This window comes from Micromonospora sp. CNZ285 (genome assembly GCF_004637285.1).
This window is the reverse complement of the sequence record NZ_SPQD01000001.1, coordinates 4,257,325-4,272,745: the sequence shown is the minus strand read 5'-3', so window position 1 is coordinate 4,272,745 and position 15,421 is coordinate 4,257,325. Positions and strand designations below refer to the sequence as shown.

Annotated in this window: 13 protein-coding genes; 8 read left to right on the top strand and 5 right to left on the bottom strand. The window is 72.7% G+C overall.

Features of this window, described 5'->3' with window-relative positions:
- Positions 1–32: 32 nt before the first annotated feature.
- The gene (locus tag CLT75_RS32885; protein ID WP_209310351.1) at positions 33–554 is read left to right on the top strand and encodes a hypothetical protein; all 522 of its coding nucleotides are present in this window, start codon (positions 33–35) and stop codon (positions 552–554) included.
- Positions 547–2,859, top strand: coding sequence for a polysaccharide deacetylase family protein (locus tag CLT75_RS19310; RefSeq protein WP_135241874.1), 2,313 nt, complete (start codon positions 547–549; stop codon positions 2,857–2,859). The genes CLT75_RS32885 and CLT75_RS19310 overlap by 8 nt, the downstream gene beginning before the upstream one ends.
- A gap of 4 nt (positions 2,860–2,863) precedes the next feature.
- Here the strand turns inward: CLT75_RS19310 and CLT75_RS19305 are convergent, their stop codons facing one another.
- The 5 genes from CLT75_RS19305 to CLT75_RS19285 form a co-directional block, all read right to left on the bottom strand.
- Positions 2,864–3,043: a DUF6104 family protein gene (locus CLT75_RS19305; protein WP_030503218.1), complete on the bottom strand. Its 180-nt coding sequence runs from the start codon at positions 3,041–3,043 to the stop codon at positions 2,864–2,866.
- A 64-nt stretch (positions 3,044–3,107) separates the two neighbouring features.
- Positions 3,108–6,851 carry a multifunctional oxoglutarate decarboxylase/oxoglutarate dehydrogenase thiamine pyrophosphate-binding subunit/dihydrolipoyllysine-residue succinyltransferase subunit gene (locus tag CLT75_RS19300; protein ID WP_135241873.1) on the bottom strand — a complete coding sequence of 1,248 codons (3,744 nt, stop codon included), beginning with the start codon at positions 6,849–6,851 and terminating at the stop codon, positions 3,108–3,110.
- 258 nt (positions 6,852–7,109) lie between these two features.
- Entirely contained in the window at positions 7,110–7,937 is an 828-nt protein-coding gene (locus tag CLT75_RS19295) for an ABC transporter permease (RefSeq protein ID WP_135241872.1), read from the bottom strand.
- A complete protein-coding gene (locus tag CLT75_RS19290; protein ID WP_396881172.1) occupies positions 7,934–8,875 on the bottom strand; it encodes an ABC transporter ATP-binding protein in 942 nt (313 codons plus the stop codon). Before CLT75_RS19290 ends, CLT75_RS19295 begins: the two co-directional genes overlap by 4 nt.
- Before the next feature lie 138 nt (positions 8,876–9,013).
- On the bottom strand, positions 9,014–9,670 hold the full coding sequence (locus CLT75_RS19285; protein ID WP_135241870.1) for a hotdog family protein: 657 nt from the start codon (positions 9,668–9,670) through the stop codon (positions 9,014–9,016).
- Between the two features lie 174 nt (positions 9,671–9,844).
- Between CLT75_RS19285 and CLT75_RS19280 the strand changes: the two genes are divergently transcribed.
- The 6 genes from CLT75_RS19280 (at position 9,845) to CLT75_RS19255 (ending at position 15,403) form a co-directional block, all read left to right on the top strand.
- Positions 9,845–10,621: a GNAT family N-acyltransferase gene (locus CLT75_RS19280; protein WP_135241869.1), complete on the top strand. Its 777-nt coding sequence runs from the start codon at positions 9,845–9,847 to the stop codon at positions 10,619–10,621.
- On the top strand, positions 10,618–11,511 hold the full coding sequence (locus CLT75_RS19275) for a lysophospholipid acyltransferase family protein (protein ID WP_135241868.1): 894 nt from the start codon (positions 10,618–10,620) through the stop codon (positions 11,509–11,511). The genes CLT75_RS19280 and CLT75_RS19275 overlap by 4 nt, the downstream gene beginning before the upstream one ends.
- A 125-nt stretch (positions 11,512–11,636) precedes the next feature.
- Complete coding sequence (locus CLT75_RS19270) at positions 11,637–12,467, top strand: DUF4097 family beta strand repeat-containing protein (protein ID WP_135241867.1); 831 nt, start codon at positions 11,637–11,639, stop codon at positions 12,465–12,467.
- The gene (locus tag CLT75_RS19265; protein WP_135241866.1) at positions 12,464–13,084 is read left to right on the top strand and encodes a PadR family transcriptional regulator; all 621 of its coding nucleotides are present in this window, start codon (positions 12,464–12,466) and stop codon (positions 13,082–13,084) included. Before CLT75_RS19270 ends, CLT75_RS19265 begins: the two co-directional genes overlap by 4 nt.
- A gap of 64 nt (positions 13,085–13,148) precedes the next feature.
- Entirely contained in the window at positions 13,149–13,850 is a 702-nt protein-coding gene (locus tag CLT75_RS19260) for a response regulator transcription factor (protein WP_030271847.1), read from the top strand.
- A complete protein-coding gene (locus CLT75_RS19255; RefSeq protein ID WP_135241865.1) occupies positions 13,847–15,403 on the top strand; it encodes a HAMP domain-containing sensor histidine kinase in 1,557 nt (518 codons plus the stop codon). Before CLT75_RS19260 ends, CLT75_RS19255 begins: the two co-directional genes overlap by 4 nt.
- Positions 15,404–15,421: the final 18 nt, after the last annotated feature.

Here is a 15,421-nt window from a genome sequence, read left to right as displayed (position 1 = left end):
GGCGGGATTTTTTCGCATCTACACTTGGCCGCGTGGAAGGCCCGACAGCACTGATTCCCGTCGTACCGGAATCGCCCCCCGTCTTCGTCGACCCGAGCGGGCGGCGACGCCGGCGGCTGCGCCGTCTCGCCTACTGCGCCGGCGCGGCGGGTGTGGTCTACACGGTCATGGTCGGGGTCAGCTTCGCCGGCGGGCCGATCACCCCGGACAGCGTCATCCCGTTCGTCGAGCCGACCAGCGAGCAGCGGCTGCCCTCGCCGAACCCGCCGGCGTCGCCCGCACCCGCGGTGACCCGTCCCACGCCGGACGCGCCCACCGACGTCCGGACCGCTCCGGTGCGGGTGCCGGCCACCTCCGTCGCCACGGCCTCGCCGAGCCCTCGGCACCCACGGCCGACCCGGACCGCCCCGACCGCGCCCCGGACCACCCCGGCGGCCACCACCGCGCCGCCCACCGCCCCCACCGCCGAGGTGCCGCCACCCGCTGTCGATCCACCGCCGGTCGTCGACCCGCCCGCCGACCCCGTCGCGCCGGCCGCGCCCGCCGATGAGTGACGAGGCGCCCGCCCGCCCGTCGACAGGTGACCAGCCCACCGCCCCATTGGACCCCCGCCGCGTGCACGCCGCCCGCCGGCACCGGGCCGGGCGGCGGCCGGACGACACGCCCACAGTCGTGCTGGACGTCCGGCAGATCCCCGGCGCGCGCCGGTCCCGTGGGCGGCGTCTCCTGCCCCGGCCGAGCTGGGCCCTGGTCACCATGGTCGTGGTGATCCTGGCCGGCCTGCTGGTCGTCGAGGCGTACACGAACGCCGCGTTCGTACCCGACAACCGGGTGACGCCCGGCAGCCAGCGGGAGGTGCCCAGTTCGGTGATCGGGGGCGGCCCGATCGTCAACGTCGGCGCGGAGGGCCGCACCCAGTCGCACCGCCTGCCGCCGCGCACCGTCGCGCTCACCTTCGACGACGGACCCGACCCGCGGTGGACGCCGGAGGTGCTGCGCGTCCTGGACAAGTACCAGGTCAAGGCCACCTTCTTCGTCATCGGCTCGCAGGTCGTCCGCAACCCGGAGGTGACCCGCCGCCTGGTGGCCGAGGGGCACGAGCTGGGCGTGCACACGTTCACCCATCCCGACCTCGCCGCGCTGCCGGAGTGGCGGCGCGAACTGGAGTACGCGCAGACGCAGCTCGCCATCGCCAGCACCACAGGTGTCCGGCCGTCGCTGCTGCGGTTCCCGTACTCGTCCCGCGCGGACGCCTACACCGACCGGGACTGGCCGATGCTGCGCCAGGCCGGTGGGCTGGGCTACCTCACAGTGGTGAACGACGTCGACAGCCGGGACTGGGAGCTTCCGTCGGTCGAGGAGATGGTCGCCAACGCCACGCCGGACGGGACGGCCGGCACGATCGCGCTCTGGCACGACGCGGGCGGCGACCGGTCCGGCACCGTGGCCGCGCTGGACCGCTACATCCCGGCGATGCTGGAACGCGGGTATCGCTTCACCACCGTCAGCGAGGGACTCAACCAGACGTTCGAGGCCGCAGGCGTGTCCGGCCCGGTGGGCGGGCAGACGGCGGCCCCGCTCGACGAGCGGTGGCGGGGACACGTGCTGGTCGGCGCGGTCCGCGTGGCCGACGGCATGTTCGGGGTGCTCGGCGTCTTCTTCGTGCTCGTCGGCGTGCTCACCGTCGGCCGGACCCTGCTGCTGTTCGTGCTGGCCCCACGGCACGCGCGCCGCCGCCGTCGCCGCGACTGGTCCTGGGGTCCGCCGGTCACCGAACCGGTCTCGGTGATCGTGCCCGCCTACAACGAGCGGGAGGGCATCGCCGCGGCGGTCCGCTCGCTGGCCCTCGGTGACCACCCCGGCGGCATCGAGGTGCTGGTGGTCGACGACGGCTCGACAGACGGCACCGCCGACATCGTCGCGGCGCTGCGCCTGCCGAACGTCCGGGTCGTCCGCAAGCCCAACGGCGGCAAGCCGAGCGCGCTGAACACGGGCGTCGCGCTGGCCCGGCACGACCTGATCGTCATGGTCGACGGCGACACGATCTTCGAGCCGGACTCGGTCCGCCGGCTGGTCCAGCCATTCGCCGACCCCCGGGTCGGCGTGGTCGCCGGCAACGTCAAGGTCGGCAACCGCCGCAGCCTGATCGCCAAGTGGCAGCACATCGAGTACGTCATCGGCTTCAACCTCGACCGCCGCCTCTACGAGACGCTGCGCTGCATGCCCACCGTCCCCGGCGCGATCGGCGCGTTCCGGCGCCAGGCGCTGGAGCAGGTGGGCGGCATGACCGACGACACGCTGGCCGAGGACACCGACGTCACCGTCGCCATCGGCCGGGCCGGCTGGCACATCGTGTACGAGGAGAGCGCCCGCGCCTGGACCGAGGCGCCGGCCACCATCGGCCAGTTGTGGAAGCAGCGGTACCGGTGGAGCTACGGCACCCTGCAGGCGATGTGGAAGCACCGGCGCTCGGTGATCGAGAGCGGCCCGTCGGGCCGGTTCGGGCGCCGGTCCCTGTCGTTCCTGACGCTGTTCGGCGTGCTGCTGCCGCTGGCCGCCCCGGTGATCGACCTGCTCGCGATCTACGGGCTGATCTTCCTGGACCGCAGCGACACTGTGGTGGCCTGGCTGGCGATGCTCACGCTCCAGTTCCTCACCGCGGTGCTGGCCTTCCGGCTGGACCGGGAGAAGCTCGGCGTGCTCTGGGTGCTGCCGTTGCAGCAGTTCGTCTACCGCCAGGTGATGTACCTGGTGCTGCTCCAGGCGGTCGGCACCGCGCTGACCGGCGGCCGGCTGGGCTGGCAGAAGCTGCGGCGTACCGGGGACCTGCGGGTCGCCGGTCGGGGCGCGACCGGCTGACCCGTCAGTCGTCGTCCGGGTCGTCGAGGCGGGCCAGCCAGGTGGCGAACCGCTCGATCGGGGTCTCGAACTCCGGGTTCAGGTCGACGAAGTCACGCAGCCGCTCGCCCAGCCACTCCAGGCTGACCTGCTCGTCACCCCGGCGCTCGACCAGCTCCTCGATGCCACGGTCGGTGAAGTACACGGTGTTCCTCTCGTCGTACGGCAGCGGCCCGCCCCGGAGTCGGGACGGGCCGCTGCCGGTGGTGTCACGGGCGGGGGAGAGCCGCCTCGATCAGCGCGTTCTGCTCGACCTCGTGCATCTTCGCCGAGCCCACCGCCGGCGCGGCGGCGGCCGGCCGGGAGATGCGGCGCAGCCGGACCTCGGGCAGGTGCTCCAGCAGGTTGAGCGCGACGAACGACCAGGCGCCCTGGTTGGCCGGCTCCTCCTGGACCCAGGCGAAGTCCTCGGCGTTCGGGTATTGGGCGAGCGCGGCCCGGACCTCCTCGACGGGCAGCGGGTAGAGCTGCTCCATCCGGATGATCGCGGTGTCGGTCACGCCCCGCTCCTGCCGGGCCTGGAACAGGTCGTAGTAGACCTTGCCCGAGCAGAGCAGCACCCGCTTCACCCGCTCCGGCGCCGGAGCCGCGGTGTCGGCCAGCACCGGCTGGAACGTGCAGGTGGTGAAGTCCTCCACCGGCGACACGCAGAGCTTGTGCCGCAGCAGCGACTTCGGCGTGAACACCACGAGCGGCTTGCGCTTGGGCGACAGGGCCTGGCGGCGCAGCAGGTGGAAGTAGTTCGCCGGGGTGGTCGGGATGGCCACCCGCATGTTGTCCTCGGCGCAGAGCTGGAGGAACCGCTCCGGGCGGCCGGACGTGTGGTCCGGGCCCTGGCCCTCGTGGCCGTGCGGCAGCAGCAGCGTCACCGCCGAGCGCTGACCCCACTTCACCTCGCCGGACGAGATGAACTCGTCGATCACCGACTGGGCGCCGTTGACGAAGTCACCGAACTGGGCCTCCCAGGCCACCAGCGCGTTGATGTTCTCCACCGAGTAGCCGTACTCGAAGCCCATGGCCGCGTACTCGGAGAGCAGCGAGTCGTGGACGAAGAAGCGCGACCGCTCGCCGTCGGCGGTGAGCGACATCAGCGGCAGGTAGTCCTCGCCGGTCTTGGCGTCGACCACCGAGGCGTGCCGCTGGACGAACGTGCCGCGACGCGAGTCCTGCCCGGCGAGCCGGACGGTGACGCCGTCGTGCAGCAGCGTGCCGAACGCGATGATCTCGGCGAAGCCCCAGTCGATGCCGCCCTCGACGGACATCTTGCGGCGCCGCTCCAGCAGTTGCTGGATCCGCTTGTGCGGGGTGAAGCCCTCCGGCAGGTTGACGTGCGCCTCGCCGATCGCCTTGACCACCGCGGCGTCGGTGGCGGTGTCGACCTGCGGCTCCGGCTCCTCCTCCCGGGCCGGGCGGCTGAGCTGACGCGGGGTGGTGGCGGCGTCCCGGGTGGCCTTGAAGACCCGCTCCAGCTGCCCCTGGTAGTCGCGCAGCAGCTCCTCCGCGTCCTCCACGGTGATGTCGCCGCGCCCGATCAGCTCCTCGGTGTAGAGCTTCCGGACGGACCGCTTCGAGTCGATGATCTTGTACATCTCCGGGTTGGACATCGACGGGTCGTCGCCCTCGTTGTGCCCGCGCCGGCGGTAGCAGACCATGTCGATCACGACGTCCTTGTTGAACGCCTGCCGGTACTCGAACGCGAGCCGGGCCACCCGGACCACTGCCTCCGGGTCGTCGCCGTTCACGTGGAAGATCGGCGCCTGGATCATCCGGGCCACGTCGGTGCTGTAGAGGCTGGACCGGCTGTACTCCGGGGCGGTGGTGAAGCCGACCTGGTTGTTGACGACCACGTGCACGGTGCCGCCGGTGCGGTAGCCGCGCAGCTGGGAGAGGTTGAGCGTCTCGGCGACCACGCCCTGGCCGGCGAAGGCGGCGTCACCGTGCACCGCCAGCGGCAGCACGGTGTAGCCCTCCAGCTTGAGGTCGATCCGGTCCTGCTTGGCCCGGACTATGCCCTCCAGCACCGGGTCCACGGCCTCCAGGTGCGACGGGTTCGCCACCACCGACACCTTGACCGCGTGCTCGCCGTCCGGGGTGGTGAACTTGCCGTTCTGGCCGAGGTGGTACTTCACGTCGCCCGAGCCCTGCGTGGACCGCGGGTCGAGGTGACCCTCGAACTCGGAGAAGATCTTCTCGTACGGCTTGCCGACGATGTTCGCCAGCACGTTGAGCCGGCCGCGGTGCGCCATGCCGATGACGACCTCGTCCAGCCCGGCCTCGGCGGAGCACTCCAGCACCTCGCCGAGCAGCGGGATCAGCGACTCGCCGCCCTCCAGCGAGAAGCGCTTCTGGCCGACGTACTTGGTCTGCAGGAACGTCTCGAACGCCTCGGCGGCGTTGAGCCGGTTCAGCACGTGCTTCTGCTCGTCGGAGCTGGGCTTCTCGTACTTGCGCTCGACCCGCTCCTGGATCCAGCGCCGCTCCTCCGGGTCCTGGATGTGCATGTACTCGATGCCGACGCGGCGGCAGTACGAGTCGCGCAGCACGCCGAGGATCGAGCGCAGCTTCATCCGCTGCTGACCGGCGAAGCCGTTGACCGGGAAGACGCGGTCGAGGTCCCACAGCGTGAGCCCGTGCTGGAGGACGTCCAGGTCCGGGTGCTTCCGGATCTTGAACTCCAGCGGGTCGGTGTCGGCCATCAGGTGGCCGCGCACCCGGTACGCGTGGATCAGCTCGTGCACCCGCGCGGTCTTGTTGATCTGGCCCTCGCTGTCGACGGCCACGTCGCGCATCCAGCGCACCGGCTCGTACGGGATGCGCAGCGAGGTGAAGATGTCGTCGTAGAAGCCGCGCTCGCCGAGCAGCAGCTCGTGCATGACCTTGAGGAACTCGCCGGACTGGGCGCCCTGGATGATCCGGTGGTCGTACGTGCTGGTCAGCGTGATGACCTTGCTGACCGCGTTCTCGGCCAGGGTGGCCTCGCTCATGCCCTGGTAGGGGGCCGGGTATTCCATCGCGCCGACGCCGATGATGGCGCTCTGCCCCTGCATCAGGCGCGGGATCGAGTGCACGGTGCCGATGCCGCCCGGGTTGGTGAGCGAGATCGTGGTGCCGGAGTAGTCCTCCATGGTCAGCTCGTTGCGGCGGGCGCGCCGGACCACGTCCTCGTACGCCTGCCAGAACTGCCGGAAGTCCATCTGCTCGCAGCCCTTGATGGACGGCACCACCAGGTTGCGCGAGCCGTCCGGCTTGACCAGGTCGATCGCGATGCCCAGGTTGACGTGCTCCGGGCGGACCATCGCCGGCTTGCCGTCGACCTCGGCGAAGGAGTTGTTCATCTCCGGGTGCTCGACGACCGCGCGGACGAGCGCGTACCCGATCAGGTGGGTGAAGCTGACCTTGCCACCGCGACCGCGGGTCAGGTGGTTGTTGATCACGATGCGGTTGTCGACGAGCAGCTTGGCCGGGACGGCGCGCACGCTCGTGGCGGTCGGGACCGACAGCGACGCGTCCATGTTCTGCACGATCTTGGCGGCGACGCCGCGCAGCGGCGTGGTGCCCGCGGCGCTCGCGGTCGGCGCCTTGGCCGCCGGCTTGGCCGGGGCGGACTTCTTGGCCGGCTCAGGCGCCTTCGCCGCCGGCTTGGCGGCGGGCTTGGCCGGGGCGGCCGCGGCCTTGGGGGCGGCCTTCGGCTCGGTCTTGGCGGGCTGCGCGGTGACGGTGGCCACCGCCTCCTGCTGCTCGGCCGGCTCCGGCTTCGCGGCCGGCTTGGCCTGCCCGTCCGGGCGCGGTGTGGCGGCGCCCGGGGCCGGCCGGTAGTCGGCGAAGAAGTCGTGCCAGGCCGAATCGACGCTCGAGGGGTCGGCGAGGTAACGCTGGTACATCTCCTCGACGATCCACTCGTTCGGGCCGAAACCCGCCAGTGGGTTCTCCTGCGAAGTCTGCTGGGTCGACACGGCCGCTAATCGCCTCTTTCACGCGGTTGTGAATGTCACGGTGGCCCCCGGTGACCCCCGGTTGCCGACGCTGGGTAAACCGATGCCAAGGCTACGCCGTGCGCTGCGCGCAGGCATTCTCGCCTCCGGCTGGTGGTCCGTTTCACAGAAGATGCCAGAAGTTCGGCAAACGCTGCGTGATCCGCCGACTCCTGCTAGACGAGCGAGACCCCGGCCGATGACGTCCGTCACCGGCCGGGGTCCGTCCGGACCGCGAGGTCAGGAGATGTCGCGCTTGCGGATCGTGGCCACGCCGATCGCGCCCGCCACCACCGCGTACCCGATCAGCACCAGGGCGCCCGCCCACTGCGGCGGGTTACCCGGGATATCGGTGTCGCCACCGACCATGAGCCCGGAGGCCAGCGACGGGACCAGCAGCTGGAGCTTGTTGATCCAGTCGCCGTACCGCGACGCGAGCAGGCTCAGCACGATGACCGCGCCGATCGCGCCGCCCAGGTAGAACAGGATGCCGGTCACGGTGGCGCCGATCTGGCTGCGGATCAGCACGCCGAGCCCGACGCCGAGCACCGACCACAGCAGGTACGCCAGGCCGTTGAGCGCGATCGCCCGCCACACGGCGCCGCTACCGAGCTGCGAGCCGACGTCCACCGAGCTGAGGATCAGCGGCGCGGTGACCAGGTTCAGCACTGTGGTGACGAGCCAGAACAGCAGCGCAAGCACGCCGGCCGCGGCCAGCTTGGCCAGCATCACCGCGGTGCGGTGCGGCGCGGTGAGGAACGTGGTGGTCACCGTCTGGTGGAAGAACTCGCTGGTCACCACCACGATGCCCAGCAGCAGCACGATGAGCAGCCCGAAGAACTGGCCGTTGGTGTAGAGGTTGGCCGCCAGGTTGTCGGCGGCCGCGATGGCCTGCAACTGGTCGGTCTGGTCTTCCGGCGCCTGGCCGAAGTCCCCGCTGGCCAGCGCCTCGGTCTGCAACCAGTTGAAGAACAGCGTGAGCGCCCACAGCGCCAGGCTGATCAGCCCGAAGATCCACCAGGTGCTGGTGGTACGGATCTTGAGCAGTTCGGATCGGACAAGCGTCATCGGATCTCCGCCTTTCCGGCCGTCAGCTCCAGGAAGACCCCTTCGAGGTCGGGGCGCTCGGTGGTCAGCTCGTGCAGCTCCACCTTGGCGGCCAGCGCGACCCGGCCCACAGCCGGCGCGTCCACGCCGGTCACCAGCAGCGCGCCGTGCGGGTCGGTGTCGACGACTGCCGACTGCTCGCGCAGCGCCGCGGTCAGTTCGTCGGCCTGCGGGGTGCGCACCCGCACCCGCACGTCGTGCGTCATCGACGCCATCACCTGGTCGACCGGGCCCTGCCGGACCAGCTTGCCGGCCGCGATGATCACCACGTCGTCGGCGAGCAGTTGCATCTCGGAGAGCAGGTGGCTGGAGACCAGCACCGTCCGTCCCTCGGCGGCGAGCCCCTTGAGGAAGCCGCGCATCCAGCGGATGCCCTCCGGGTCCAGGCCGTTCGCCGGCTCGTCCAGGATCAGCACCTGCGGGTTGCCGAGCATCGCGGCGGCGATGCCGAGCCGCTGCTTCATGCCGAGCGAGTAGCCCTTGAACTTGCGCTTGGCGGCGGGCGAGAGCCCGACCAGGGCGAGCGCCTCGTCGGCGCGCTCCTTCGGCAGGCCCGCCGCAGCACAGATCACCCGCAGGTGGTTGATGCCGGTGCGGCCCTTGTGTGCGCTGGACGCCTCCAGCACCGCACCGACGGTACGGAGCGGGTCGGGCAGGTCGGCGTACCGGCTGCCGCCGATGGTGGCCGTACCGGCGCTCGGCGTCACCAGGTTGAGCAGCATGCGCAGCGTGGTCGTCTTACCCGCGCCGTTGGGGCCGAGGAAGCCGGTGACCCGGCCCGGCTCGACTGTGAACGACAGATCGTCGACCGCGCGGACGGTCTTGTACTGCTTGGTCAGGCCGGACACGATGATCTGGCCGGTCCCGGCACTGGGGCGTGGCTGCCCGTCGGACATCATTCTCCTCTCCTGCCCCGGCGGGCTCGTCGCGCGCCGGTGGGGGCGCCGTTGCGGGGGCACCCGGCAACAGCCTTCCAACCCGGCGCAAGGGGGTCAATCAGGCGGGACGTGTACGCGCCGTCCTCCTCAGGGAGGAGATCACCGGCTCGGTAGCGCCACCCAGGTGGCCCGGGCGCGGCCGAGCAGCGCGCCGTCCGCACCGTACAGGCTGGTGTGCACCTCGGCCCTGCGCCCCTCGGAGCCCACCGCGACGCCCGTCACCACGCACTCGTCGCCCGGCCGCGGCAGCGCCGTGACCTGCGCGGCGATCCGCCCCAGCACGTACGGCCGGCCGGGCGCGAGCACCGCCCAGCCGCCCGGGCAGTCCAGCGCCGCCCACACCGTCGCGGGCACCACCTCGTCCGGCGCGCGGAACGGCGCGGCGGTCCGCCCGTCCGGCAGCCGGCCGGGGAAGATCCGCAGCCCGTCCGGGTTCGCCGGGCCGCAGACGTAGCAGCGGGGGAAGGGGTGGTCGACCAGACCGGGGTACGCCCGCGCGGCCTGCTCCGCCGTCGCCGGGTCCACCGGCGGCACCACCGCGTCGACCGGCTCGACCCGGCGTACCTGGGCGATCAGGTGGCCGTCCGGGTCGCGTACCTCGCCGTCGGCGGCGGTCAGCGGCGTGTCCAGCGGCGGCGGCCGGCGCAGGGTGACCTCCACCGGGCCCCGGTCGTCGATCAGCGCGGCGAAGATCCCGGCGCTCCAGCCGCCGTTGCCGGAGCCGTCCGGCCCTTGGAAGCGGGCCTCGACCAGCATGTGCACCTCCGGGTTCCCCTCCGCCGGCGCCGTCGCGGGCGGTCCGCCCGGCAGCCTCGCACACGCCGGTCCCGTCCCGGCCGTCCCGGTTCGCACGCCGCCGCCGACCGGCGTTCACCGGATCGACACCCCTCATCCCGTCCGGCGGCAACCCGGGGCACCTACACAGGAGTCATGGCCGTTCTGCACGCCGCTGGCGCACCGCTCACGACCAGCGGTTACACCCTGCTGATCGCCGACGACCCGACACTGGTCGCGGCCGCGCAACGCCTGCGCCACGAGGTGTTCGCCGGCGAACTCGGCGCCACCCTGCCGACCGCCGCCACCGGGCTCGACACCGACGGGTTCGACGCGTACTGCGACCACCTGGTGGTGCTGCGCGAGGGCACCGGCGAGGTCGTCGGCACGTACCGGCTGCTGCCGCCCGGCCGCACCGACCGCCGGTACGCCGACGCCGAGTTCGACCTGGGCCCGCTGGCCCCGCTCCGCGACCACCTGGTCGAGGCGGGCCGCTCCTGCGTCCACCCGGACCACCGCACCGGCGCGGTGATCAACCTCATGTGGGCCGGGATCTGCCGCTACCTGCACCTGCGCGGCGCCCGCTGGCTCGGCGGCTGCGCCTCGGTGCCGGTCGCCGACGGCGGGACCGCCGCCGCGCAGGTGTGGGCCGAGGTCACCGCCCGGCACCTCGCCCCGCCGCTGCTGCGGGTGACCCCGCGCCGGCCCTGGTTCGCCGAGGCGCCCGCCGCCGACCTCGCCGCGCTCACCCCGGCGCAACGGCGGGCGCTCGTTCCGCCGCTGCTGCGCGGCTACCTGCGGCTGGGCGCCTGGGTGGCCGGCGAGCCCGGGTACGACGCGGACTTCGGCTGCGCCGACTTCTACGTGTTGTTCTCGCTGGACCGGATGAACCCGCGCTACCTGCGGCACTTCCTCGGCGAGGCCGGGTCGTGACCGCCGCTGTCCCCGGGCTCGGCGCGGACCCGCGCGCGGGCGTCGACGGTGCGGGCCTGTGGCGGCCCGCCTCGGGGTGCGGGCCGGACTGTCTGCCGGCGCCCGCCGCCCCGGACGTGTCGCTGCTGCGCCGGGCCGGGCGGCTGCTCGGCGTACTCGGCATGATGCTGGCCGGGGCGGGCCTCGCAGTGCTGCTGCCGCTGCTGTCCGCCGCCCGGGGCCGGGCCGCGTCGCGCGGCTGGGCACGGTGGACGCTGCGTACCCTCGGGGTCCGGCTGCTGGTCCGCGGCCGGACGCCGCGCGGGCGCGCGCTGCTGGTCGCCAACCACGTCTCCTGGCTGGACGTCCTGGCGGTGCTTGCCGTGTCGCCGGTCCGGATGGTGGCGAAGCGCGAGGTCCGGAGCTGGCCGCTGGTCGGCGCCCTGGCCGCCGCGGCGGGCACCGTCTTCGTGGACCGGTCCCGGCCGCGTGACCTGCCGGCCACCGTCGCGCGGGTGGCCGGCGCGCTGCGGTCCGGGCGGTCGGTGGCGGTGTTCCCGGAGGGTACGACCTGGTGCGGCGCCGCGGCGGACTGCCGCCCGAGCCGCGGCTTCCGCCCGGCGATGTTCGAGGCCGCCGTGGCGGCGGGCGCTCCGGTGGTGCCGTTGAGCATCGGTTACCGGTACGCGGGCGACCCGAGCACGCTGCCCGCCTTCCTGGGTGAGGAGACGCTCTGGGCGTCGGTACGCCGGGTGCTCGCCGCCCGGGGCCTGACCGTGTCGGTGACGGTGAGCGCGGCGCTGCACCCGGCCGAGGGCGCGGACCGCCGCGCGCTGGCCCGGATCGCCGAGGCCGCCGTCCACCCGGCCCCGCGTCCCGTGCTCGCGGCCCAGCTCGACCTGGCGGCCTGACGCGCTCAGTCGTCGGAGACGCGACATAGTCGCGACAGTGTCTTGTTCAGTCGCGATGTATCGCGTTATGCTTCTCGCAACACCTGGCACGCCGTGGGTCGGCGCGCCGACGAGGGGAGCGTGTCATGGCCAGTTGGACGGTCGAGAACCCGCAGCGCATCACGCTGGACGAGCCGATCACCCGGCTCGACGCCGAGCTGATCAGCGGCCGGCTGAACGTGGTCGGCGCCGACGGTCCGGCCCGGGTCGACGTGACCCGGGTCAGCAGCCGGCCGCTCCTCGTCGAGGTACGCGACGGGCGGCTGACGATCCGGCACAAGCGCAAGCCCGGCCTGTTCGGCATCTTCTCCTGGTTCGGCAACCGGATCCGGGCCGAGGTGTCGGTGGCCGTCCCGCCGGACGTGCTCGCCACCCTGTCGGTGGTCAGCGGCGCGCTCGTCGCCTCCGGGCTGCGCCGGGAGACCCGGGTCGACGTCACCTCCGGGCAGGTCACGCTGCGCGGGCTGCGGGGACGCACCAGCGCGAAGGTCATCTCGGGGCCGGTCGAGGCGCTCGGCATCGGCGGCGACCTGGACCTGGAGACGGTCTCCGGTGAGCTGATCCTCGCCGACAGCGCGCCCGACCGGGTCCGCGCCCACGCCGTCTCCGGCTCGATCACCTGCGACCTGGACAACCCGCGCGGCAGCGAGATCCGGCTCAGCGCCATCTCCGGCAGCATCACCGTCCGGGTCCGCGAGGACAGCGACCTCACCGTGCACCTGCACACCACGTCCGGCAAGATCACCAGCGGCTTTCCCCAGGTGGACAGCGGTGGACGCGGGCTCGGCTCGATCAAGGACAGCCACGGTGTGCTCGGCGGGGGTGCGGGTAGGCTCTGGGCCTCCGCGACCTCCGGCAGCATCGCGCTGCTCGCCCGCCCGGTCGCGCCCGCCGACCACGTGGAGGACGTGCCGTGACCGCGGTGTTCAGCCACGGCCGGCTCCGGCTCTACCTGCTGAAGCTGCTCGACGACGGCCCGAAGCACGGCTACGAGCTGATCCGCCTGCTGGAGGAGCGCTTCCTCGGCCTGTACGCGCCCAGCGCCGGCACCATCTACCCGCGCCTGCAACGGCTGGAGGCGGAGGGGCTGGTCACGCACACCGCCGCGGGCGGCCGCAAGGTCTACGAGATCACCGAGGCGGGCCGCGCCGAACTGCGCCAGCGCGCCGACGAGCTGTCGACGCTGGAGAACGACATCGGCGCCGCCGTCGAGGATCTCTCCGCGCTGGCCGGGGAGATCCGCACCGAGGTGCGCGGATCGGTGCGCGACCTGAAGCGGGAACTGCGCGAGGTGGCCCGGCAGACCCGCCAGGGCGGCTGGGCGGCGTCCGCCACCGCCCGTCCGGCGACCGGCGAGGGCGCGGCCCGTCCGGACGACTCACCGCTGCTCGCCGACTTCGATGAGCGGCTGGCCGCGTTCACCGTCGAGGTCGGTGCGCTCGTCCGGGCCCGGCGGCTGAGCGACAACCAGCTCCGTACCGCGATCCGGCTGCTCGACGGCGCGCTGGAAGGGCTCCGGCGGCTGCTCCGCTGATCTCACAGGTTGTTTCCAGGGAGCACCCAGCGTGGCCGCAGCCGCAGCGCGGATGATGGGTGACATGGCGGCTACCCAGACCGAGGCACGGCTTCTCGTCGTCGAGGACGATCCCAACATCCTCGAACTGCTCTCCGCGAGCCTGCGCTTCGCGGGCTTCGACGTGGCCACCGCGACCAGCGGCAGCGCCGCCCTGAACGCCGCCAAGGACCACCGGCCCGACCTGGTGGTGCTCGACGTGATGCTGCCCGACCTGGACGGCTTCGAGGTCATCCGGATGCTGCGCGAGGGCGGTACCCGTACCCCCGTGGTCTTCCTGACCGCGCGCGACGCCACCGACGACAAGATCCGCGGGCTCACCCTGGGCGGCGACGACTACGTCACCAAGCCGTTCAGCCTGGAGGAGCTGACCGCGCGGATCCGTGCCGTGCTGCGGCGTACCGCGACCGGCGAGCAGGCCCCGTCCCGCCTCACCTTCGCCGACCTGGAGCTGGACGAGGAGACCCACGAGGTGCACCGGGCCGGCCAGCGGGTGCAGCTGTCGCCGACCGAGTTCAAGCTGCTGCGCTACCTGATGCTCAACGCCAACCGGGTGCTCAGCAAGGCGCAGATCCTCGACCACGTCTGGAACTACGACTTCCGCGGTGACGACAACATCGTCGAGTCCTACATCTCGTACCTGCGGCGCAAGGTCGACAACACCCAGCCCCGGCTGATCCACACGCTCAGGGGAGTGGGTTACGTGCTCCGCAAGCCGGCGGCGTGAACGTCGTCGACGACGCGAAGGGCAGGCTGCGCAGCGTCCCGCTCCGGCTGAAGCTCGTCGCCGCGGTCCTCGCGCTCGTGGCTGTGGCGCTGGTGGTGATCAGCGGTCTGACGGCGTTCCTGCTGCGCAACTATCTGATCGGGCAGGCGGACGACCAGCTCCGCGGCGGCGCGTACACGGTGGCCAACACGCTCGACAAGGCCGGCGGCGGCGGGATCAAGATCACCATCCCGTCGGACTACGTGGCGTCCGTCATGGCACCCGGTGAGCTGCCGGAGGAGCCGACGCGCTACGAGGGCCTGCGCGACGAGGAACTGCCCCGGTTCCCCGCCGACTACGCGGGCTACCGGGAGCGGGTGGGCGACCCGTTCACCGTGCGCTCCGAGGACGGCCGCAGCCGGTGGCGGATGCTCTACACCGCCCTGCCCGACGGGCGGATCATCGCGCTCGGGCAGCACCTCACCGGCGTCGACTCCGCGGTCGGCCGGCTGGTGTGGATAGACCTTCTGGTCGGGGGCGCGGTGCTGATCTCGCTGGCGTCGGTGGGCGCCGGGATCGTCCGTACCAGCCTGAAGCCGCTGGTGGAGATAGAGCGTACGGCGGCCGCCATCGCCGGCGGCGACCTGACCCGGCGGGTGCCCGACCCGGAGATGGGGCGGCCGTGCCCCACCTCGGAGCTGGGCCGCCTGTCCCGGGCACTGAACGCCATGCTCGCGCAGATCGAGGCCGCGTTCACCGCGCGGGCCGCCTCCGAGGCGGCGGCGCGCAGCGCCGAGATGGGCGCGCGGGACGCCGCCGCGTACGCGCAGGCTTCGGAGGCGCGGGCCCGCCGGTCCGAGGAGCGGATGCGGCAGTTCATCGCCGACGCCTCGCACGAGCTGCGCACGCCGCTGACCACCATCCGGGGCTTCGCCGAGCTGTACCGCCAGGGCGCGGCGCGGGCGCCGGAGCAGACCGCCGACCTGCTGCGCCGCATCGAGGACGAGGCGTCCCGGATGGGACTGCTGGTGGAGGACCTGCTGCTGCTGGCGCGGATGGACCGGGAACGGCCGATCGCGCTGGCCCCGGTCGAACTGCCGGTGCTGGCGTCCGACGCGGTCGAGGCGGCCCGGGTGGTCGCCCCGGACCGGCGCATCGAGCTGGAGCGGGAACCGGGCGCCGGGCAGCTCGTGGTGCTCGGCGACGACGCGCGCCTGCGCCAGGTGATCGGCAACCTGATGACGAACGCGCTCACCCACACGCCGCCGGACGCCTCGGTGACGCTGCGGCTGCGGGCCGAGGCGGGCAACCTCGCCGTGGTGGAGGTGGCGGACACCGGTCCCGGCCTCACCCCGGAGCAGGCCGAACGGGTCTTCGAGCGGTTCTACCGGGTGGACGCCGCCCGTACCCGCCGGGCCGGTGGACCGATCAGCACCGGCCTCGGCCTGGCCATCGTGGCCGCGCTCGTCGCCGCGCACCACGGCACCGTCGAGGTGGCGGAGACACCGGGCGGCGGGGCGACCTTCCGGGTGAAGCTGCCGCTGCTGCCCGAGGAGCCCGAGCCCGGCGAGTGACATTCAGAAAACTTCCAG